12 protein-coding genes are annotated in these 22,323 nt (G+C 56.7%); 8 read left to right on the forward strand and 4 right to left on the reverse strand.

What is annotated here, in order from left to right; translation table 11 throughout:
- Positions 1 to 76: 76 nt before the first annotated feature.
- From PH7735_RS01425 to PH7735_RS01460, 8 genes are all read left to right on the forward strand, one after another.
- The gene (locus tag PH7735_RS01425; RefSeq protein WP_058309556.1) at positions 77 to 2,137 is read left to right on the forward strand and encodes a hypothetical protein; all 2,061 of its coding nucleotides are present in this window, start codon (positions 77 to 79) and stop codon (positions 2,135 to 2,137) included.
- Positions 2,134 to 3,249 (forward strand): OmpA family protein, encoded by a 1,116-nt coding sequence (locus PH7735_RS01430; protein WP_058309557.1) that lies wholly within the window; start codon positions 2,134 to 2,136, stop codon positions 3,247 to 3,249. The genes PH7735_RS01425 and PH7735_RS01430 overlap by 4 nt, the downstream gene beginning before the upstream one ends.
- Positions 3,246 to 4,589 (forward strand): EH signature domain-containing protein, encoded by a 1,344-nt coding sequence (locus PH7735_RS01435; protein ID WP_058309558.1) that lies wholly within the window; start codon positions 3,246 to 3,248, stop codon positions 4,587 to 4,589. Before PH7735_RS01430 ends, PH7735_RS01435 begins: the two co-directional genes overlap by 4 nt.
- Positions 4,582 to 7,701 (forward strand): DEAD/DEAH box helicase, encoded by a 3,120-nt coding sequence (locus tag PH7735_RS01440; protein WP_058309559.1) that lies wholly within the window; start codon positions 4,582 to 4,584, stop codon positions 7,699 to 7,701. Before PH7735_RS01435 ends, PH7735_RS01440 begins: the two co-directional genes overlap by 8 nt.
- 99 nt (positions 7,702 to 7,800) lie before the next feature.
- Positions 7,801 to 8,592 carry a hypothetical protein gene (locus PH7735_RS01445; RefSeq protein ID WP_145865241.1) on the forward strand — a complete coding sequence of 264 codons (792 nt, stop codon included), beginning with the start codon at positions 7,801 to 7,803 and terminating at the stop codon, positions 8,590 to 8,592.
- An 830-nt stretch (positions 8,593 to 9,422) separates the two neighbouring features.
- Positions 9,423 to 10,118: an ABC transporter ATP-binding protein gene (locus PH7735_RS01450; protein ID WP_058309561.1), complete on the forward strand. Its 696-nt coding sequence runs from the start codon at positions 9,423 to 9,425 to the stop codon at positions 10,116 to 10,118.
- Positions 10,112 to 11,404, forward strand: coding sequence for an ABC transporter permease (locus PH7735_RS01455; RefSeq protein WP_058309562.1), 1,293 nt, complete (start codon positions 10,112 to 10,114; stop codon positions 11,402 to 11,404). The genes PH7735_RS01450 and PH7735_RS01455 overlap by 7 nt, the downstream gene beginning before the upstream one ends.
- A gap of 14 nt (positions 11,405 to 11,418) precedes the next feature.
- Positions 11,419 to 12,063, forward strand: coding sequence for a DUF3299 domain-containing protein (locus PH7735_RS01460; protein ID WP_158503160.1), 645 nt, complete (start codon positions 11,419 to 11,421; stop codon positions 12,061 to 12,063).
- A 102-nt stretch (positions 12,064 to 12,165) separates the two neighbouring features.
- On the opposite strand, the gene PH7735_RS01465 is transcribed toward PH7735_RS01460, so the two are convergent.
- From PH7735_RS01465 to PH7735_RS01480, 4 genes are all read right to left on the reverse strand, one after another.
- Positions 12,166 to 20,067: a beta strand repeat-containing protein gene (locus PH7735_RS01465; RefSeq protein WP_058309564.1), complete on the reverse strand. Its 7,902-nt coding sequence runs from the start codon at positions 20,065 to 20,067 to the stop codon at positions 12,166 to 12,168.
- A gap of 141 nt (positions 20,068 to 20,208) precedes the next feature.
- Positions 20,209 to 20,844: a ChrR family anti-sigma-E factor gene (locus PH7735_RS01470; RefSeq protein ID WP_058311086.1), complete on the reverse strand. Its 636-nt coding sequence runs from the start codon at positions 20,842 to 20,844 to the stop codon at positions 20,209 to 20,211.
- A 2-nt stretch (positions 20,845 to 20,846) separates the two neighbouring features.
- Complete coding sequence (locus PH7735_RS01475; protein ID WP_058311087.1) at positions 20,847 to 21,362, reverse strand: sigma-70 family RNA polymerase sigma factor; 516 nt, start codon at positions 21,360 to 21,362, stop codon at positions 20,847 to 20,849.
- A 148-nt stretch (positions 21,363 to 21,510) separates the two neighbouring features.
- Entirely contained in the window at positions 21,511 to 22,323 is an 813-nt protein-coding gene (locus tag PH7735_RS01480; protein ID WP_233488290.1) for an SDR family oxidoreductase, read from the reverse strand.

Raw genomic sequence — 22,323 nt, forward strand, 5'->3', positions numbered from 1 at the left:
TGTATCTCTCAGACCTCAACCTTAGGGTCCAGATCTGATTCAAATACAACCTTAGAGAACTTGACGGGAGAAGCACGTGCAATTCGAATTTGGCGATGACCTTGGACTTTTTCTGAAAGACGGCATTATCGCCCTAGCAGAAGCCTTGACTCTGTCCGATAGCCGTCCCGGATATTTGGCCGGTCTTTTTTTGTTACTCACTGTCATTGCGGGGATCCTTTACCTGCGTCGGACGTCCCGGCAAGTGAAGGCCGTAAAGGAACTGGATGCCCGAGTGCGCAAGCATGATGGCATCGAAGCCTTCGCCGAGGGCTATGACGAATTTCGTGCGTCACTGCGAGAAAACTATCGGACAAATCGGGATCGAGAAGCTGTTTGGGAGGCATTTGACGAATTCAATGAAACAGTGGTTCCCGATGACATTGATGGCCCTCTGCGCCTGCGAAATTCGATCCGACCTGCATCATTCCTAAATGTAGAAGATCTCGAGTTCGGCCCAGGTATCTATCGCATTTTTCCGAATACCTTCGTGTCAGCGGGCCTTCTGCTCACCTTCCTCGGACTGGTTGCGGCCTTACACCAGTTTTCGCAGTCCCTGAATGTGGGATCTGGAGGCATGGACCGTGCCATGCAGGACTTCATGCAGATTGCCTCTGCCAAGTTTGTCATGTCGCTGGTCGGTCTGTTCTGTTCGATAATCTTCACGTTCTTGCTCCGCGCGAGGCAAAACCGGATCGAAGCGGCTCTCAATCGGCTGTGTACCGGGATTGAACGTCGGTTGGTGTTTGTAAGCCTGGAAGACATTGGGTTCCGCCAACTTCGCGCGGCGACAGAACAGCGCGAGCATCTTCGCGAAATCGGAACAGGAATGATCGCCCAACTTCGAGAGCCGCTCGATGCCCTGCCTGAGGCCATCACTACTGCCATCTCCAGCAAGATGGATCCGATTTTCGACCGTGTTTCAACCATGGGAACCAGCAACATGGAAGGGCTGGTCGGCGACCTGTCCCAACAATTGTCTCATTCCGTCGGAAACGCCCTCACTCGGGCAAGCGATTCACTGGGTGAAGCAACCGACCGGATCGGTCTGATGGTAGACCGCATGAATACCTCGAATTCGCAAGCCGGAGATGGGCTCCGTGATGCCCTGGACGAGATGGCGCGTGCCATAACGGAAATGCGCACTGAAGTAGCCGCAAGCGGGCGTACAGCGTCTGAGGCAATGAACGACGGTGCAGATCGTCTGCTCTCTGTCATGAACGATACGCTGTCAAGCATCCGGGACAATACCGGCCAGGGGGCCGAGGCCATGAGGGCGGCTGCCGATGAGATGAAGGACGCGGCCGAAGGGTTCCGAAAAACCTTGGAAAGCGCAAGCCAAGAGAGTGCCGAAGCCGCACGACAGCGCATGGCTGCCAGTAGTGACGAGGCCGGCCAGGCGATCACAGGGGCTGGCCGCACGCTTCTCGACAGCTTCAATCAGACCAGCCAGGACATAGCCAAGCTTGGCACTGAGATGGGCGACGTGATCGGTGAAAAACTACTCTCGCGCCTTGAGGACATCGGCACCCGTTTGTCCGAGATGGCCGAAGCCGTGCAGCGTGGGGCATCCGGAGCCCAAAGCGCCGCGCAGGGAATGAACACAGGTGCAAGTGCTATCCAGGGCGCGTCCGAAGGCTTCCGGAGCGCCAGCCAGAGCCTGACGGCCGCAGCCGAACCGATTCGAGCATCGCAAGAGCGGATCGAAAACACCCTTCGCCGCGCCGGTGACCTGGTCGAGACGGTTTCGGAAACCTTGATGCAGAATTCCGCATCAGTGGCGGAAAACGCAGCGCATGTACTGGAAAGCGCCCAGACTGCGCTTGGCAGCGAACGTGAAGGCATCCGACGGAACCTCGAAGCTACCCGAGCTGTTATCGAGCAGTTGTCGGATGAGGCAGAGAAGCTGGACCAGATCGACATTATGCTGGGGCGTGCGCTCAAGGAATACAATGCACAGCTCGACTCAGCCCTTGGCTCGGCCCAGGATCACGTCGGTCAGATGCGTGATGCTCTGGCTCCGGGCCTCGACACCCTCAAGAGTGTCGTAGAACAGGCCGAAACCTTCATCCCGCGTCAACCGCGAGGCCAAGCATGAGAGCGCAAGCAAAGAAAATCCGGCAAGAAGAAGAGGAAGAAAGTGCCTTCGTCTCGATGACCGACATGACTGTCGGTTTCTTGTTCATCATGATGATTCTGCTGGCCTTCTTTGCCAGCCAGGCACGCGATTCCGAGACAGTTCCAATCAGCAGGTTTGATGCAATGGTTGAACAGCGCGACGAATGGCGAGACTTGGCGGAAACCCGTGCTGAAACCATCGAGCGCCTAGAGAAGGAACTGGAGGCCCTTCAGTTGCTAGTCGCCGAACTCACTGCACAAGTTGAGGCGCTGACTGAAGAAAGGGACGCCCTTAAAGCTGAAATTTCATCCCTCAAAGCCGACAACGAATCTCTGAAACAGCGCGTCATGGAACTCGAGGAGCTTGTCCAGAACTTGCAGGAACGGATTCAAGACCTTGAAGATCAGATTAAGGTCAAGGACGAGGAAATCGAGAAGCTGCAAGCGCAACTTGCCGAATTGAAAAAGGTCGATCCGCTCGAGGCATACCTTGCGCGCGTTTCAATGGCCCGGCGAGAAGTTCTGACCCGATTGCGCGACGCCATCCTTGCAGATTTTCCGGACCTCAAGGTCGAACTGAGCGAGGAGAGTGACGCCCTTAGGTTCCAAGGCGAAGGGCTATTTGCCTCAAATCGTTCGAATCTGACTCGTGAAAAGGTGGCAATTGTCTCGAAACTGGCAGAGCGTCTTGACGAGATCCTTCCCTGTTTCACCATTGGTGACGCATCGCGCTTCGACGAGGCTTGCAACCCGGCTTTTGCCCTGGTTGAGGCTGTCCAAATCGAGGGCCATACCGACAACAGGGGAACGGATCAGGTCAATCGGTCTCTGTCTGCTGCGCGCGCAAACAGTACGTTCTTCGCTATGACCGGAGCCGCGCAAGGCGTGATGCAGCATCTGAACCTGAAGCAGCAGCCGGTGCTTTCCGTAGCAGCTTACGGCCCTGATCGGCCTGTCACGACAAACGATACGCCGGAGGGTCGGGCCACTAACCGCCGAATCGACTTACGGTTCATTATGGTGACGCCGCAGGATACTGGTGGGATTGAGGTCATCCGCGAGGCTCTTGAAGCGGTGGGAGAGCGGCAGTGAACGACCAACCAGAACGCGCGGACAGCATAAACGCCCTACTAGGTCAACCGAACCCGCTCCGAAATCGTGTTCTGCCACCCTTGGACCAGATCAGCCGCTCGGTTACTAGCATTCTCTCCCGCTGGCCGGCCACCATCAAAGCACCGGAGGACCGTGATCGAGAAAAGCTCACTCTGAACATGCTTTTTCGTGTCCAGAACTGGAAATGGGAAAACATCACCACCCAGCGCGTAATCTCTTCTGCTGTGGCCGTCTTCGATGAAGAAAGGCGAACACGTGCGGACTTGGCGCCCGTACGCAGCTTCTATCTTTCGGAGATCGAGACACGCCAACCCGGCGCCTTCCTTAACGGCATGGTTGGTGTCTACATCGAAAGTTTCGAACCCGGCGCCTCTCATACGCGGTTGCTCGCTCAAGCTCTTGGGCAACGCAGAGCCGAACTCGGGGGGCGCCATCGCAAGCTGACTGAAACCTTGCCCTCGCTGTTCGAACCCGATGCCGCGCCACCGGATCTTGCGAAGATCATGCTGGATTCAGACGATCCGTATACGGCTCTCAAATCCATAGGCCTAAGCACCCCCCACACGTCAGGGCTTGCAAAAGCTGCGCACAAGACATTCGTCGAACGCTTGGCTCCAGACCTTGCAAGACCGGAGGCTCGGTCCAAATTCTTCAAATGGCTGACGCCCGAAAACGGACCAGTCCTTCAGGCGGGAGCAGGGCCTGCTGTCGAGGCCCTTTTGTCTGTATGGCGCAATCGTACGCCCCCGGACTCTCTGCGCAACGAGCTGTCGGAACGGATCATAGCAGCTTGGAAGGACCCGCGTTTGCATGCAGGCGGCATCTGGCCCGGTTTCGATGTAGGCCTAAAGAACCTGCTGCTGCGGTGGCTTACGCGAGAAAACATGGAGTTTTTCTGCGAAATTGTAAGCTTGTCCCAGGAAAGCCACATGTGGGAACCACGCCGGGATTTTTGGCTTGACCTATATGACCAGGGCCGTATTGACGAAGCTTGGGTGGCCTTCAGTTCCGACGCCCATCGCATTGCCATGAGCAGGTTGAGACGACAGGAAAACTCCGCCACGCGGTTTGGTCGACAGACGGCGATCCGTGATCTTTCACTGTTAGTTATGAGGATAGGGAACAAGATCGTCGTCGACGGTTGCCACAGCTACAAAACCCATATCTTCAGAACCGACGATCCGAATGCGCCAAAGTTGTACCAGATGAAGTACGACGCGGTGAAAATCCGGAACTCCTCTCGACTTTCACAAACACACTATTGGAGCGAGAGTCGAAAACTGGCTGTTTGGGAGCAGTGGGTCGAGCAGCATGTCTGATAACGCACCTATCCATACCTTTTCTGAGGACGCCATCGAGATCCGCTTTCCTGAGGCAAAGCAGGGGCTGCTCTCCCGCCTCATGGCTAAACCCTCCACACGCAGTTTCACCGACCTGGCGCCAGAAGATCGCGACCTGCTTTTTGCGATTGGTGATCTGCGAGCGTGGAAGGACAATCACCCAGGAGAGGTCAAGGTTGCGCCAGATCTACTGCGCATTTCCCATGATGCCGCGGCCAGCCTATCTGCACCGGCAGCCGATGCCTTGGGCCTGCCGCGTACTGTTGACCTGATGTTGCGAACAGACGTGACCGGCGTGCTTGGTCGCCCGGAATTCAAACTCCACTACGAATGGTTCCGCGAGGGTCATCGCGAGACACCGAAACGCATCGGTGCGATCCTTCGTACATCCAAGGGGCGCCGCCGTATTCCGCTTTGGATGAAACGCGCGCTTGAACTTTCTGACGGCTTCGACGCCAACCAGCCTATAGAAGACCACTGGCGGGCCTTGGCCGAGTTCCGCCGAGCCATCGAACCAGACTCCGAAATCGAGTCGAAAATGCCTGCCAATCGCGAGATGGCCGGTCTCTCGATGACCGCCTTCCTGCGTGGTCTCGAAGTTCGTATCGCCGACCGTTTCTCCATCTCGCCGGACAAGGCACTGGGACAGTTCGACGTGGTGCCCTATTCGGCAGAGCGGTTGGAAAACGCCGGTTTGACCGATGACATTTCAGAGGAGAACGCCGAACTGAGCGGAGAGGCGTTGGCCGTCTTCCAGTTCGGATTGCACCAGCATGGCGCAAAACCGGCCTACCGGCTCGGCAATAACGCATACGTTGTTATCGACAAGGGCGCCGCACCGGTCCTCGAGGAAATGGTCCGTGCCCAAAGAGCCCCGCGCGAGGAGCGACGTGCTTTTGTTGAGAACCCGCGCGCCTTTATCACAGAAGCTGTCAATCGGCACCTTGCCAAGACTGGGGAGCTGGACGGGCTCGACGATGCGCAGCAGGCCGAGATGGTGGAGGCAATCGCCGGTCCAGCGCTGATCGAAAGCCTAGAGTACTCGGAACGGGTAACGGGGGTGACTGTCTACATACGCACACCGGAGATCGGCGAAGGTAGCGGCACAACCTGGTTGCCAGAGGTCTTTGCCCCGCACCTCGTTGAAGAAATCAGGTCTTTGCCGGACCCTGACCTTAAGGCTTTGCGTGATCACATGGCTACGGTCTTGGAGACAGGCACACATACCCCCGCCAAGATTGGTGGTGAAGAGGTGCAGGTCACCCCTGCAAGGCTTGCCGCCATTGAAGGCGAGATCCAGCGACGTGAGGCGCTCGTCGCCGTCCGTGAAGAAGATGATGAACACTCAAAGGAAGCCGAAGGGCCGATCATCCTCGATACCAAGGAAAACTTCGATGACCTGACCTGGGAGGCAAAACTTTCCCCGCGTGCACCTTCCATCCCAGTCGTTCTGCCCGAGGCTATCCGCACTCCGCTCCATGAGCATCAGAAGGTCAGTTTCCACTGGGCAATAGAGGCCTGGGAGGCTGGACTTCCCGGCGTTCTGAACGCCGACGAACAGGGTCTTGGGAAGACCCTCCAGACCATCTCGTTCCTGGCCTGGTTGAAAGAGCACATGAAGCAACCCACTGCGGCAAACCGTGGTCCGATCCTCGTCGTTGCGCCGACCTCGCTGCTCCGGAACTGGGAACAGGAAGCTGGCACGCACGTCGAGGGCCGTGGCTTTGGCACCCTGATCCGCCTTTATGGCAGTTCACTGGGCTCGCAGAAACGACATGACGCGCGCGGTACGGAAACACAATCAGGGCTTCCTCAGCTGGATTTCGATTGGCTTGACGAGGCTTTCGAAGACGGGCGCGCCCATCGCTACTGGTTCCTAACCACCTACACAACGCTAGCAAACTACCAGCATTCGCTTGGGAAAATCCCATTCTCCACGATGGTTCTGGACGAGATTCAAAACATAAAGAACCGAGTGACACTGGCATCCAAGGCGGTAGAGGCCATGAACGCGGATTTTCGGATCGGCTTGACTGGAACCCCAATTGAGAATGCTGCCATCGATCTCTGGACCATCATGGACCGGATAGCACCGGGTTGCCTGGGTTCCGGGTCGGAATTCAAGACACTTTATGCGACGCCTGACGCCGAGAACATGGCAGAGCTCCACGGCCGTGTCTTCAAGCCACGTGGGTCTGTGCCGCCACTCGGCCTCCGCCGCCTGAAGGATGAGGTTGCGCGTGATCTACCCAAGAAGCGCCGTTTCCTCCATCCGCGTCTGATGCCAAAGGTTCAGGCTGATGCCTATGACCTCGCACAGATGAAGCTTGCCAATGGCGGACCAGGGGCTGCGCTGAAGATACTACACCACATCCGCTCTGTGTCGGTCCACCCCGGTGCGACCGCAGCATTGCCGCCTGAGGAATTCATTTCACAGAGCGCCCGATTGGATGCCGTGATCGATATCCTGCATCGGATAAGGGACGCGGGAGAACGCGTGTTGGTTTTCATCGAACATCGCGACATGCAGTTCCGCTTTGCCGAAATCGTTCGTCACTTGTTTGGGCTTGAAAAGATAGACGTGATCAACGGCGACACGCCAATTCCAAGACGGCAGGAAATCGTAAACCACTTCCAGCGGCATCTGACGGCGGACGGCGGTTTCGACCTGCTTATCCTTGGGCCAAAGGCAGCTGGTACTGGCCTAACACTAACCGCAGCTACCCACGTCATTCATCTTTCACGCTGGTGGAACCCGGCGGTCGAAGAGCAGTGCAATGACCGCGTCCACCGCATCGGTCAGGCGAGACCTGTCTCGGTCCATATCCCGATGGCGCTGCACCCGGAACTGGGAGCTCAAAGCTTTGACGCGCTCTTGCAGAGCCTCATGCAGCGCAAACGCAAGCTCGCAGAACAGGCGCTTTGGCCCATGGGTGACAGCGCGGCGGATGTCTCGGGGCTGACCGAAGCCATAGCAACCCCCAAGCGATGCAAGCATGCAGTGATCGCGGACAGTATGGCCGAACAATTTCGGCGCGATGGTTTGCCGATACCCAGCCCTGATACACTGGGCGCATGGGAACTGACATGATTTCTTGAAGTAGAAAGGCGCAACACAATGTTAAAGCGGGGCCTGATAATTGACGAACCTTGGATTGGACACATTCTCGAAGGCCAAAAGGATTGGGAAATGCGTTCGCAGGCAACCTCGCACAGAGAATGGTTTGGCCTGATCCGCAAGGGGAGCGGACTGGTGGTGGGCTTGGCCAGGCTCGTCGATTGCGGAAAGGCTCTCAGCCCCACCGAGATGATTGCTTCGCAGCACCATCACCGCATCCCGGTCTCCATGATCCGCAGCGGCGCGGTCTCGAAATGGGTCATCCCATGGAAACTTGAGGATATCCGACCACTTGAGCGCTCGGTTCCCTACGAACATAAGAGTGGCGCAGTTACCTGGGTCTTGTTTTCGGACGAGGTTTCAGCCCGCTTGGCTGAAGCACAAGAGGCTTCAACGCAAATTGCTTCCAATACCATCGCGACGCCGAGCCGTAAGGTCGACACAAGCCTTATCATGAGGGCTTCGGATCAACCGACCAGAGATGCTTTAATCAAGCAACAAACACCAGCTGCGTCGCCTTCCGTGCCTGAAGCCCAACGGCAACTTCTCGGCAGAAGCCGTATCACCGGTGGAAACCTTCGGAACAGTCATTTTTACATTGGAGACTTCCTCGACAAGTTCCCAGCCGACAGCATCGGTGGAAGCAGCAAAGAGGCCGCTGGCTCGAAAGAAATAACCGTGGATTGGGGTGGCCCTTCAACTGTAATGACAGACATCGACCGAACCAAACGCATGTTCCGGAAACGCGGCTGGGTGCGGCAGTTCTTCTTGGCTTATGGAGCACGCGAAAACGACACGGTCATAGTAACCGCCTCCGCACCATACCATATCCATGTCCACGTTGAACGCGGGTCCAAACCCTGAACCAGCTTTCGCGAAAGTCAGCATTGCAGACCGTCAGTCGAAAAAGACTACACTCGTCAATTTCTTTCCGTCGTCAGGGTTTCTGGGACCAAGGGCAACCCGAGCTGGTTGAGAGTTTGGTTCATCTTGTTGTTTTGATTATGCGGCCTGCTTGCCGTGAGCCAATCGCGAAAACTAGGTACAACCGGATACTTGTTTCTGTACCACTTCTGTACCATCGAACAAAATGTGGACAAAGCGCGATCCGAACGAGGAGTTAGTCGGGTGGAAGCTTAAATCGGTTTTATCCAAGATTAAGAAATTGTTTAAAAACGGATGGTTGCCCCAAGATAGTTCAATAAAATAGGCTTTTGTCTTCAATTGGGTGTTCTCGCCAATTTGGATTGAAAATCCTCGTGTCGGTGGTTCGATTCCGCCCCTGGGCACCACTTTTCCTCAAGATACGCAGTGCCTTGGATGGAAACTACTTCCGGGTTTGTTTGGCGTTGTTCCCGGAGCTGGAATGGTGATGCGCCGGCTTGTTTTTGCAGCTTTGCAAGTAGCGATTTGGGTCAAATCGGAGCAGGTCTGACTTCCATTGAAACTCTTCTAACGCCAAATTTGTGCCTATCCTTGCTCTAAGTTTCCGTGTTCCTCAGTTCTTCGGCCCTCTCAATTGAGGAACGTGATGCGGCCTCTTATGGCGTCTCACCGCGTCTTTTGACGTGCGTAGTCAAGAGCGCTGGGGTGGTTACCTGAAATGCTATTTGGGGGAACGACGGCACAGCTACTTGTCATGGTCAAAATAGACCCTAGGGTTAGCGCATCCTGGTTTTTCAAAAACGAATGTCATGTCCCTAATCAGCGTTCAATCTCTCAAATACTCATGGCCCGACAGTGCAAAAAACACGTTGGATGTTTCCACATTCGAAGTGGCCCCGGGGGAGCAGGTGTTTCTTAAGGGGCCAAGTGGGTGTGGCAAATCCACCTTTCTATCGGCACTGTCTGGTGTGATTGATGTGCCGGCAGGCAGCATGAGGATCGCGGGTCAGGACATTGCAAGCTTGGAGCCCTCCGGACGGGATCGGTTCCGTGTGGATCACATGGGGATCATTTTTCAGGTGTTTAACCTTCTTCCCTGGCTCAGCGCGATAGACAACGTCATCCTGCCTTGCCGGTTTTCAAAACGCAGGTTGCGGCAAACCAAGGGTGATCCACGGTCTGCTGCCCTGCGCCTGCTCGGAGAACTGGGTCTTCGGGACCAAGCGATCCTTGAGGCCCCTGCCATGTCCTTGAGTGTAGGCCAGCAGCAACGGGTTGCCGCCGCAAGGGCGTTGATCGGCGGCCCAGATGTTGTCCTCGCGGATGAGCCGACCTCGGCACTGGATGAAGAGGCCAGGAACGCCTTTGTCAGCTTGCTTCAAAGCGAATGTCGCGCGGCGGGGGCGGCGCTGGTTTTCGTGAGCCACGACCAAAGGCTGGAAACGCAGTTCGACCGATTGGTTGAATTTCGAGACATGAACAATGCGGGGGCGGTGCAATGCTGACGCTGAGTGTAAAGAGCCTCTGGAACCGCAAGTTCGTTGTTTTTCTGACGGTGTTGTCCATTGCATTGAGCACGGCGCTGATCTTGGGGGTGGACCGGCTTCGCAACGAAGCGAGAGAAGGGTTTGCCAATTCCGCGTCGGGTTTGGATTTGATCGTGGCACCTCGTGGAAACGATGTGCAGATATTGCTGGCCACCGTGTTTGGCGTCGGTTCGACTGGCGCTGGCATAAGTTGGGACAGCTTCGAAATGTTCGAAAGCAACCCTGCGGTGTCTTGGGCTGTTCCAATCATGATGGGGGACAATCACCGCGGCTTTCCCGTGATCGGGACGTCTGAAACCTATTTCGAGCACTTTCTTCACACCGGCGGGAAGCCTTTGGAATTTGCACAGGGGGCTGCGTTCCAAGGAAAGGAAAGTGCGGTTCTTGGTGCCGAAGTGGCCGAACGTTTTGACTATTCTCCGGGCAGTGTCGTTGTGAATGCCCACGGTGCCGGTTCGGTCGCTTTCGACGTTCACGACGAAGCCCCGTTTGTCGTAACGGGTGTTTTGGAGCGCACGGGTACTGCGGTTGACCGTATGGTCTTTGTGCCAATGGAGGGGTTTGATGCGCTTCACGATCAAAAGGAAGACGCGCAGGCAGACCCGTTTGCGGCATCGTCCGAAACAAACGTCATGCAATCGGATCACGAGGCGCACGACGACCACGAAGCAAATCACCACGGGCACGAACCCGAAAAGATTAATGCGATCTTTCTGGGACTTCACAGTAAAACATCGGTGCTCGCTTTGCAGAGGCTGGTTGCCTCTTATCCTGTCGAACCTCTTTCCGCAGTGATGCCGAATGTGGCGTTGCTCTCACTTTGGTCGGTCACGGGCACGGCGGAAACCGCGCTACAGATTATGGCCTTTGCCGTGGCTCTTGTCGGTGTGGCGGGCATGGTCGTGATGTTGACGGCCTCGCTAGAAGCGCGCCGTCGCGAATTTGCAATCTTGCGGTCCGTCGGCGCGACGCCTTTTGCCATTTTTCGTATGATTGTTCTCGAGGCCTTGCTGGTCGCTCTTGCCGGTGTCGTGCTGGGCTTTGTCTTGATGAGCGCCGCTATTGCTTTGGCGGCACCTGTCCTTGGGGCAAACTATGGCATTTATCTGGAACTTTCGCTGCCCAGTGTTCACGAAATCCTGTTGGCAGGGGCCTTGCTTCTGGGAAGCGTTCTTGCCAGCCTAGCGCCAGCCATTCGTGTGTACCGTATGACGCTTTCAGATGGCCTGACGATGCGAATATGATGATCGGAGCGAACATGAAAACGATTTTGATGGCCGGTGTCTTCAGCATGGCGGCGATCGCGTCCCAAGCTGAAACGACGCAAATCTATTGGGATGATCTGGCGCCCGCGCCAGAACCATATGAAAACCCGTTTGCAGGCATGGAATCCGATCAGCTGCAGCGTCTCGCGAATTTGCTGAGATATGAAACGCAATCACCGGAAGCTCTGGATGAAGCCGCGCGCAATGATGCTGCCAGCCTGCGACAGTCACTCACGGCTGAAGGGCTTGATGTGGATGGGCTCTTCGAGCAGCGGCTGGTGGTTATGCAAGCGCGGGAAAAGGCTGCCAACACCCCAAACGCCGAAATTCTGGGGCAGAGTATCCGCTTGGGCGGGTATGTGCTGCCGTTGGAAATGGAAGGGGAAAAGGCAATCGAGTTTTTGCTGGTCCCGACTGTGGGGGCGTGCATTCACGTTCCACCGCCGCCCGCAAACCAAATGGTTCATGTGTCTTATCCAAGCGGGTTTGCGGTCACTGGTCTGTATGATCCCGTTTGGATCACTGGTGAGATCCGCGCAGAACATGCCATGCGTGATGTCAATTACTCGGACGGCGCGTCTCAGGTTGCCGTGAGCTATACGATGCATGCCGGAGCTGTCGAGCCCTATACTGAATGACATGATCTGGCTGCTGTGTCAGGAAAACACCAATCAGTACCGAACAAAAGAAAAGCCCGCGCCTCTGATAAGAAGCGCGGGCTTTTTTTCTATGGCGTCTGTTTATGCGAGCAGGTCGAAGACGTTTCCGCCGATCTGAAGGTTGATCGAGGCTTCTCCGCCACCATCTACCAGGGCCCACATGATTTGGCCTGTGGGGCGGTAAATGATGAAGGCTTCTTCAACATTGTCATCCCCTGACCGTTCGCCTGCGGCTGTGGCAGTATGGGTTGTGTTGACCTGGAATTGGTCTGCGGTTGCTGATCCATTGCCGAAATGAAGAATGTCCCCATCTGCCGCGCTGTAATCCTGAACCCAGTCAGAGCCGTGATCGAAGATACCGATGTGATAGAACCGGTCACCACCGGCGCCACCGTTCAGCAAGTCGTGACCGAAGCCGCCGTTGACAAAGTCATCGCCATCACTGCCGAAGATTTGGTCAGCATAGGCGCTGCCTGTTAGGGTGTCATCGCCGGTTCCGCCAATAACGGTATCTGCCCCAAAGCCGCCTGCGATTGAGTCGTTGCCAGCGTCGCCGCGCAACTCGTCATTCCCGTAGCCGCCATCGACAGTATCGTTGCCAACGCCACCGTAAACCACGTCGCGCACGTCATCCTCGCTTGTGCCGCCGCGAAGGATGTCATCGCCGTCGCCACCAACCAAGGTGTCGCCACCGTCGCCGCCATCAAGGCTGTCATTGCCTTCATGCCCGCGAAGCATGTCGTTGCCGTCAAGGCCGGACAATGTGTCGTTGCCCTCGCCACCATTCATCGTGTCAGAGCCAGCTGTACCAGTCAGAACCAGATCATCAGGCCTGATCAGGGATGCCAGTTCGGAGAACGTCATGGAGCGGTCGCGGAATTCGACCATCTCCACATCAGACAGAATAAGGTGTGATCCGTCCGAGTTGGTGATGAGGAAGTCGCTGCCGCTTTGTTCCACAGTGACCAAGGCGCTGTTTGCCGTAATCACGGCGAGATCGTTACCAGGACCACCGCCAATCGCGTCAACACCTGCGCCACCATACAAGGTGTCATCGCCGTTGCCACCAAGCAGGGTGTCGTTCCCGTCGTTCCCTTCGATGCTGTCATCGCCGTCATGACCTCGGACAACGTCGTCGCCCGCCAAAGCAGAGATCGTATCGTCGCCGCCATCACCGGCAAGTGTATCCGCACCGTTGGTACCCAGAATGTTGCGACCGTCGGGCGGTACCAGGGCAGCCAATTCTGCAAAGGTCAGGGTGCCGTCCTGGAATTCGATATTCTCAACATCCGAGAAGACCGTGGTGGTTCCGAGGACATAGGTCACGACAAGGCTTGTACCACTGCGTGCAACTGTGATCGATGTGCTGGCATCCGCAATCACGGCGAGGTCATCGCCCGAACCACCAGACACAGTATCAGCTCCGGCGCCACCAATCATAGTGTCGTCGCCGTTGCCTGCCAACAGCCTGTCGTCGCCGTTGCCGCCGCGCATACTGTCGTTACCATCATAACCACGCAGGATGTCATTGCCGTCAAGGCTGGCAATGGTGTCGTCGCCTGCATCGCCTTCCATGGAATCGTCGCCGGTTGTACCCAGCAGGTTCAAGCCGGGAGGGGGCACCAAGTCTGCAACTTCTGCAAAGGTCAGCGTCCGGTCCTGGAACTGGATTGCTTCGATGTTATCATAGACAAGTGTCGTTCCGTCGGCAGTTGTGATCAGAAGGTTTGAGCCGCTTTGTTCGACCGCAACCGAGGTGCTGATGCCGGCCACGATTGCTGTGTCGTTGCCAGCGCCTCCGGACAATGCATCCGCTCCTGCACCACCGTTCATTGTATCGTTGCCGTTGCCACCCAACAGGGTGTCGTTTCCAGCGCCGCCGATGAGGCTATCGTTGCCATCATTGCCACGCAGGACGTCATTGCCGTCCAGACCCGAGAGAGTGTCGTTGCCGTCCGCCCCTTCGAGCGAGTCCGCGCCAGCAGTGCCCGTGAGATTAAGGTCATCGGGCCGCAGCAACGTCGCCAGTTCCGAGAACGTCATTGTGCGATCCTGGAATTCGATCGATTCAATATCCGAACGGACCAGATCGGATCCGGCACTCGACGTGATCAGGAAATCACTTCCAACCTGTTCCACATCGACCGAGGTGCTGTTGCCATCGACGATGGCGGTGTCTGTTCCAGCGCCCCCTTCAAGGGTATCTGCACCAGCATCACCTTCCAGAATGTCATTGCCTGCGTTGCCCTGAAGCAAATCGTCACCTGCGCCGCCTTGCAGGGAATCATTCCCGTTTTGACCACGCAGAAGATCATCGCCATTCAGACCAAACAGCGTATCGTCGCCATCCGCACCGTCCAGCGTATCGTTGCCGGATGTGCCTGCAAGGTTGAGGTTGTCAGGACGGATCAAAGCAGTAGCTTCTGCAAAGGTCATCGTCTGGTCGGCGAACTGGATCTTCTCGACATCAGCTGAGACCAGCGTTGTGCCGTCCGCTGCGGTGATCAGAAGATTGCTTCCGCTTTGCTCGACAGTGACCGATGTGCTGCCATCGTCGATGACGGCAATATCATCGCCCGCGCCACCCGCGAGGGTGTCGTCGCCCAGACCGCCAACAAGCGTGTCGTCTCCTCCACCACCTTGCAGGCTGTCGTTTCCGTCACCGCCTTGCAGGCTGTCGTTGCCGTCCAGTCCGCGCAAGAGGTCATCGCCTTCGAGACCCGAGATGGTATCGTTTGCCCCTTCGCCTTCCAAGGTGTCCGCACCAGCGGTGCCCACAAGGTTGAGGTCAAACGGACCAACCAGGGTCGCCAATTCGGCGAACGTCATCGTGCGATCCTGGAATTCGATGGTTTCGACATCTGTTTTCACAAGAGCAGAGCCGTCTGCAGAGATGATAAGGAAATTGCTTCCCGACTCTTCGACAGTTACCGACGTGCTTGTCGCAGAAATCACAGCCGTATCCGTGCCGGAACCACCTTCAAGCGTGTCGTCACCAGGTCCGCCATGCAAGGTGTCGTTGTTTGCGCCCCCCACGAGGGAATCATTGCCGGCACCGCCTTGGAGGTCATCGTTGCCAGCGTCACCGCGCAGGACATCATTTCCGTCGAGACCAGAAAGGGTATCGTCGCCAAGGTTGCCTTCCAGTGTATCAGCGCCAGAAGTCCCCGTCAGGTTCCGTCCGTTTGTATCAATCAGAGCGATAACTTCCGAGAACGACATTGTCCGGTCTTGGAACTGAATTGATTCAATGTCCGACCGGATCAGGTCTGATCCGTCAGGCAAAGTGATCAACAAATCGGAACCAACCTGATCGACCATGACTTCGGTACTGATCGCCGAAATCATCGCCGTATCTGTACCTGATCCGCCCTCTAGGGTGTCTTCACCGGCACCACCTTCGAGCATGTCTGCGCCGCCATCGCCGCGCAAAATGTCATCGCCATGACCACCATAGATGGTGTCGTTGCCAGAGCCGCCGGACACATCGTCGTTGCCGTCAGCATCGCTTTGGCCGCCATAAAGAATGTCGTTGTTCGCGCCGCCATCGACCGTGTCAGAACCGTCACCGGCATAGATGGTGTCGTTGCCGTCATCACCACTCAGCGAGTCATCGCCCGCAAGACCGACAATGCTGTCAGCGCCGCCGTCACCTGCAATCGTATCGTCATTGGGTGAGCCACGCAGATAGTCATCGCCGCTGGTGGGGCTGTTCGGAACCGCACGGCCAATCTGGCCAATGCTGTCAACCAACATGGCGTGGTCCCATACGACCCCATCCGCGAAGGTCACGCGTTCGATGGCGCTGGCGTTGTTCGCGCCCAGGCTATTGGCAAGCACCACAACATCACGTGTCGGGCCAAAGTCCAAAACGATGCTTTGGCTTGTCGGGCTTTGCAGCGTCACGGTTGCATGAATGGATTCAAAGTCGTGAATGATGACGTGGTCGATACCGTCACCCGCCACACCCAGATCGTTCACCGTGTCGATTCTGTCACCAAGATAGAAGTGATAGGTATCGCCGCCTGCGCCACCGACAAGGGTGTCATTTTCGGCACCACCCGTCAGCGTATCGTTTCCAAGGAAACCCTGAAGCGAGTTTTGCGAGCCGGACCCAACAATGACATCGTCAAAGTCCGAGCCGTGCAGGTTTTCGATAGAAATCAGGGTGTCAGTACCACCAAGACCGTCTGTGCTGGTGCCTGTGCTCAAGTTGGCGTCGATTGCCGATGTGGATGAACGGTATCTGACAAGGTCGGTTCCGTCGCCACCATCAAGGATATCGGTTCCCAATTCGCCCCAAAGCTCGTCGTTGCCGGCGCCACCTTCAAGGGTGTCGTCGCCATCACCGCCCAAAAGCAGATCGTTGCCACCCTGACCCTGGACAAGGTCGTCACCAACATAAGAGAACAGGCGGTTGTTAGAGGCGTTGCCTGAAATTGTATCGCTAAAGTCGGTGCCGTGGATGTTTTCGATGCTGATCAGCGTATCCGTGCCACCGACACCATCCGATGCGGTGCCTTGTGCAAGGTCAACGTTGATCGACGATGTGGATTCTCTGTAACGGGCAAGGTCACTGCCGTCGCCGCCATCCAGCGTATCATCGCCGGCTTCGCCCCAGATTTCGTCGTCGCCCGATCCACCGATGACCGAGTCATTGCCGTCGCCGCCGAGCATGGTGTCAGCGCTGCCGCCACCATTGATTGTGTCGTCGCCGCCATAGGCAAACAGGCGGTTGCCGCCGCTGTCGCCGGTAATCGCATCCCCGAACTCGGACCCGTGCACGTCTTCGATATTCAGAAGCGTATCCGATCCGCCGTCACCATCCGATGCGGTGCCTTGGTTCAGGTTCACGCGAATACCAGACGAGGCATTCAGATAACGAGCGATATCGTTGCCGCCGCCACCATCGATGATGTCATCGCCAGCTTCGCCCCAGATTTCGTCGTTGCCCGCGGCCCCTTGGATCGTGTCGTTGCCGTCGCCGCCAAGCATGGTGTCGCCACCGCCTGCAGCGTTGATCGAGTCGTCTCCGCCAAAGCCGAGCAAACGGTTCGAGCCGCTATCCCCGATGAGGGTGTCTCCGAACTCTGACCCGTGAGCGTCTTCGATGTTGATAAGAGTATCTGTGCCGCCGTCACCATCTGCGGCCGTGTCCTGACCCAGATTGACGTGCACGCCGGAAGTGGCTTCCAGATAGCGGATGACATCATCACCGGAACCACCGTCCAGCGTATCGTCGCCAGCTTCGCCCCAAAGTTCATCATCGCCCGAGCCCGCAGCCAGAGAGTCGTCTCCGTCACCGCCCAAAAGCGTGTCTGCGCCATCGCTTGCAAAGATACGGTCGTTGCCACCGCGACCCGAAAGACGGTTGCCGCCTGTGCTGCCGAAAATGTCGTCGCTGAATTCCGAACCAAACGCGTTTTCAATCGAGATCAGCGTATCGGTGGCACCTGTGCCGTCGATCACCGTCGAGGTGCTGAGGTTGATGTTTACGCCAGCTTCGTCATCAAGATAGCGAACCGTGTCATTACCGGCACCACCGTTCAGCGTGTCTGTACCGTGCCCGCCCCAGAGTTCGTCGTTACCGGCACCACCATCAAGCGTGTCGTCGCCGCCATCACCTTTGATCGTGTCGTTGCCCTCAAGGCCGTACACCGTGTCATCGCCTTCATAGGCCACAAGACGGTTTGAATGGGCACTACCGGTGATCATGTCCGTGTTATCGGTGGTGTGAACGTGTTCGATGCTGATCAGCGTGTCGCGATCCCCGAACCCGTCAATGCCGTAGCCCGCTTGAAGGTCAACAATCGCACCTGCGGTACCGCCGGTCAGATAGTCTTCGTCATAGTGGATGCGGTCTTCACCTGCGCCACCGTCAACGGTATCGGCGCCCGCCAGAGCCCAGAAGCCGTTGTCATCGCTGCCGCCGGTCATGACGTCCACAAATTGTGTGGCGCGAATTTGGTCGATCGAGATCAGCGTGTCGCGGTCACCGAAGGTATCGATGCCCCAGCCCTGACCAAGGTGTACGGTCACACCCTGTGTACCATATCCACGCACGCCGGTGATTGGATCAGGCGCACCATAGAGCACTTCGTCGTCATAAACGACGGTGTCACCATAGCCCGATCCGCCGTCCAGCGTATCGTTACCCTGGTTGCCGCTGAACCATTCCAGATCGTCTTGGTTCGGGTTGCCGCCGATCATGTGGTCGTCACCATAGGTGCCGCCAACTTCGAGCATGAACAAGGCTTCCGAGAAGTCGACTGTCATCGACCCAGAGGCGGTGCTGGCATGTCCTGTGATCAGGTTGATTGTGACCGCTTCAGTAATGTCGAAAACAATGTGGTGCCCATAGTTCGAGCCCAATGCGTCGAAACCTGTGATGATCTTGGTGCCCAGACCGTCGATCACGACGGTGTCGCGCGCGTCTTCGGTTGTTACACCAACAATCACGGTGTCGTTGCCGCTACCGGTGTATACAAGGTTTTTACCGTCGCGGGCGTCGATATAGTCGTCGCCGCCCCAGCCAAACAGGCGGTCGCCGTCAACGTCAGACCCCAGCAGAGTATCGTTCTGGTTGGTCCCGAAGGCGTATTCGATGCTGATCAGGGTATCGTTGTCACCCCAGCTGTCAGTGGCTGTTCCGGCGCGAAGGTCAACTTCAACACCCTGAGGCCCCTGTTCGAGGTAATAGGCCACCTGGTCAAAGCCGTCGCCACCATCCAGTGTATCGTCGCCCTGATCGCCCATCAGGGTATCGTCGCCACCCGCCAGCTGCAAAAGGTCAGCCGAGTCACGGCCATAGGCCAGGTCGCCGTCGCTGGAGCCTGTGATGGTGTCCGCCTGATCCGACCCGAAGACGCGTTCAATGCTGGACAGGGTGTCGATCGACCCGTGGGTGTCTCGTGCGATCCCGGTCTCGAGGTTGACGTTAACGCCGCCCCCACCTTGCTCAAGATAATAGGCAACCTGATCAGTGCCGTTGCCACCGCTCAGCGTGTCGTTGCCCTGATCCCCGATCAGGGTGTCGTCACCGCCTGCCATTTGCAGCAAATCCGCACCGTCGCGGCCATATACCAGATCACCCGAGTTTGACCCGTTCACGGTATCGGCCTGCTCTGATCCGAAAACCCGTTCGATGCCCGAAAGCGTGTCCGTTGCGCCGAATGTATCGGTTGCGACACCCGTTGCGAGGTTCACGTTGATGCCGAGCGTACCTTCCTCGAGGTAGTAGGCCACCTGGTCGATACCGCCGCCACCAGTCAGCGTGTCATTGCCTGCATCACCAACAAGGGTGTCGTTGCCTGCAAGACTTTGGATAAGGTCATTTCCGCCGCGACCATAAAGGAAGTCTCCGCCGGTTGAACCATTGAGCGTATCCGCACGAATAGAGCCGTAAACCCGCTCGATCCCAATCAGGGTATCTGTATTGCCATAAGTATCGATGGCAATACCCGCACCAAGATCTGCGACAACGCCGCGCGTCCCTTGTTCAAGGAAATAGGCAACCTGATCGATCCCGGAGCCGCCGTTAAGTGTATCGTTGCCTGCGTCGCCGACCAGAGTGTCGTCGCCCGCGAATGTCTGGATCAGATCGCCGCCGCCGCGCCCGAATACGAAATCCCCGCCAGAAGAACCGCTGATGGTGTCGCTGCGGTCAGAGGCATAAAGGCGCTCGATCCCGATCAATGTGTCGGTGTCGCCAAACGTATCAATCACGCTGCCGGTCGCGAGGTTCGCATTGATGCCCAGGGTTCCGGTGCCGAGATAATACAGGACCTGATCGTCACCACTGGCGCCATCAAGAGTGTCATCTCCGGCATACCCAATCAGAACGTCATCGCCGCCGCCGCCAAGAAGCAAATCGTTCCCTGCGTGTCCTGTAAGAGTGTCGTTGCCGGAAAAACCTGTAATCTGATCATCTACTGCGCCGCCAACAAGATTGTTGTTGCCGCTGTCACCGTTAATTACTGCCATCTGTTCGCGTTCCTATGTGCCCATAAAAATTTTTAGGAGCCTAGCACAGCAAATGGGGCATTTCGAAGAAACTTCTTTGGCAAATTGGACGGAAAAAACAAATATTAAGGCACCAGAGCGGAAGTTGAGCGCCCTCTGGGGTCAAATTCGGAAAAGAGGCTGCAAAAGCCGGGGCAGCAAGGCGTTGAATTTCAAAGATGCGTCGGTCGCGGCAAGACAGATACAGGTATCGCCTTCGTCCGCAATCGGGGTGTGCGTGACCGAGCTGTCTGCGATTTCGACATCCCCGCGGGCAAAGCGGCCCTGAACGTCGCTAAAGCTTCCTTGCAGGACCAGCGTCATCTCCATGCCACCATGGCTGTGGTCGGGCATGGCCATACCCGAAGGTATTGAAAGCAGGCGAACAGAACCGGCGCCTTTGTCCATCAGTATGCTTTGCTTCACGCCCCGCCCCAAAGACCGCCAGTCCGGGGTTTCTGTTTCAAACAGATCGGCAACAGGCGCGGGGTAGGGGCCTTTGGGCCGTGATGGTTTTTCTTCGGGTACGGGAACATCCAGCAAATCCAGAAGAGCAGCCTTCATCCCTGCAGAGACCGCGACGCATTTCTCTTCGTTCAGGATCACGCCGCCCACTTGTTGGTGGGCTTCCATTGCGGCACGGCACTCGACACACAAGGAAATATGCGCCGCCACAACCAGCGCAAAAGGTTCGGGCAGGTTGCCTGACACGTAGGCCACCAGCAGCGGCTCGGGGATATGATGCTGGATGTGCGACATGCTCATCGAAGCCCCTTCATCTCGTGGCGCAGGCGCGCCATTCCAAGGCGTATGCGAGATTTGATCGTGCCCAACGGCAGACCTGTCAGGCTTTCGATATTGCTGTGGGACAGCTCGCCAAGATAGGTTTGTTCGATCAATTCGCGTTGTTCCGGGTTCAGTTTGCCCAAGGCTGTGTGCAACTCTTGCGTTTCCTGTTCAAGCGCCAAAATCTGATCGGCGTCAGGCGTATCGTCTTCTTCGACAAGCAAAACCTCGGGCAGAGGGCGATCTTCCTTGCGGAACTGGTCAATCTGCTTGTTGCGCGCAATCTGATAAATCCACGCCGATACCTGTGCACGGTGCGGGTCGAACTGGCTGGCTTTGTGCCAGACGGCAAGCAAAACTTCCTGTACGATTTCCTCGGCGTGGGCGTTGCTGGCCCCACTGCGAATGGCAAATCCCTTCAGGCGGGGCGCGAAATGGTCGAACAGCTTTGCAAACGCAGCCCTGTCACGCTCATCCCGAACGGCAAGCATCCACTGTGTTTGTTGGGAAATTTCAGACGAAACTTTGGCGTCCAAGGAGCGGTTCTCTTCGATTGCATCGCACTTGCGGGTTCTCCTCACCATACCCGCCTTGCCGCTTTCGTCAAAAAAAACCGCTCTTGCGCCAAAGGTTCATAGTTTAGTGGGCAAAAATGTTACTGGCCGTTTCCACGTGCAGCCCGCCATCAAGCGGCAAAATCGCACCGGTAGTATAGGCACCAGCCTTGCCACAAAGGAACAGTGTCGCGCCCTGAATATCGCTGGCTTGGCCGATACGTCCCAATGGCACATTTTGCCCGACCTTTTGCGCAAGCTCATCTGAGCCTGTTGCGAATGCGGTCATCTTCGATTGAAACGGTCCGGGTGCAAAGGCGTTCACGGTGATATGCCGCGCAGCCAGTTCTTTGGCCAGAATGCGGGTCATGTGATGCACCGCAGCTTTGGAGGCCGCATAAGAATAGGCACCATCGCCCATCGGGGCCGTGCCCATCAGCGATCCGATATTAATGACCCGTGCAGGATCTTCGGGTTTTGCCGAGGCGGCAAGTTCGCCGAGCAAGCTTTGTGTCAAATACATCAGACCGCTGACATTGACATCCAGCACCTTTTGCCACGCATCAAATGGAAACTCGGTCAGGGGTGCCCCCCATGTGATGCCCGCATTGTTGATCAGAATATCCAGCGTATCAGTGCGGCTGCGCAATTGCGCGACAAGGTCATCAACACCTTCTTTCGAGCCGACATCACCGGCAAAAGCTTCGACAGATCCGGGGTGCCCAAGGCTTGCAATCTGTTCGGCGGCACCTTTGACAACAGCCTCTTTGCGCGAACAGATAAAGACCTTGGCGCCCCCCGCGACGAGGGCCGTCGCGATCATGAGACCGATTCCCGTGCCGCCTCCTGTCACAAGGGCGGTTTTGCCTTTTACCCCAAATAATTCTTCTAACATCAG

Source organism: Shimia thalassica (genome assembly GCF_001458215.1).
Lineage (GTDB): Bacteria > Pseudomonadota > Alphaproteobacteria > Rhodobacterales > Rhodobacteraceae > Shimia > Shimia thalassica.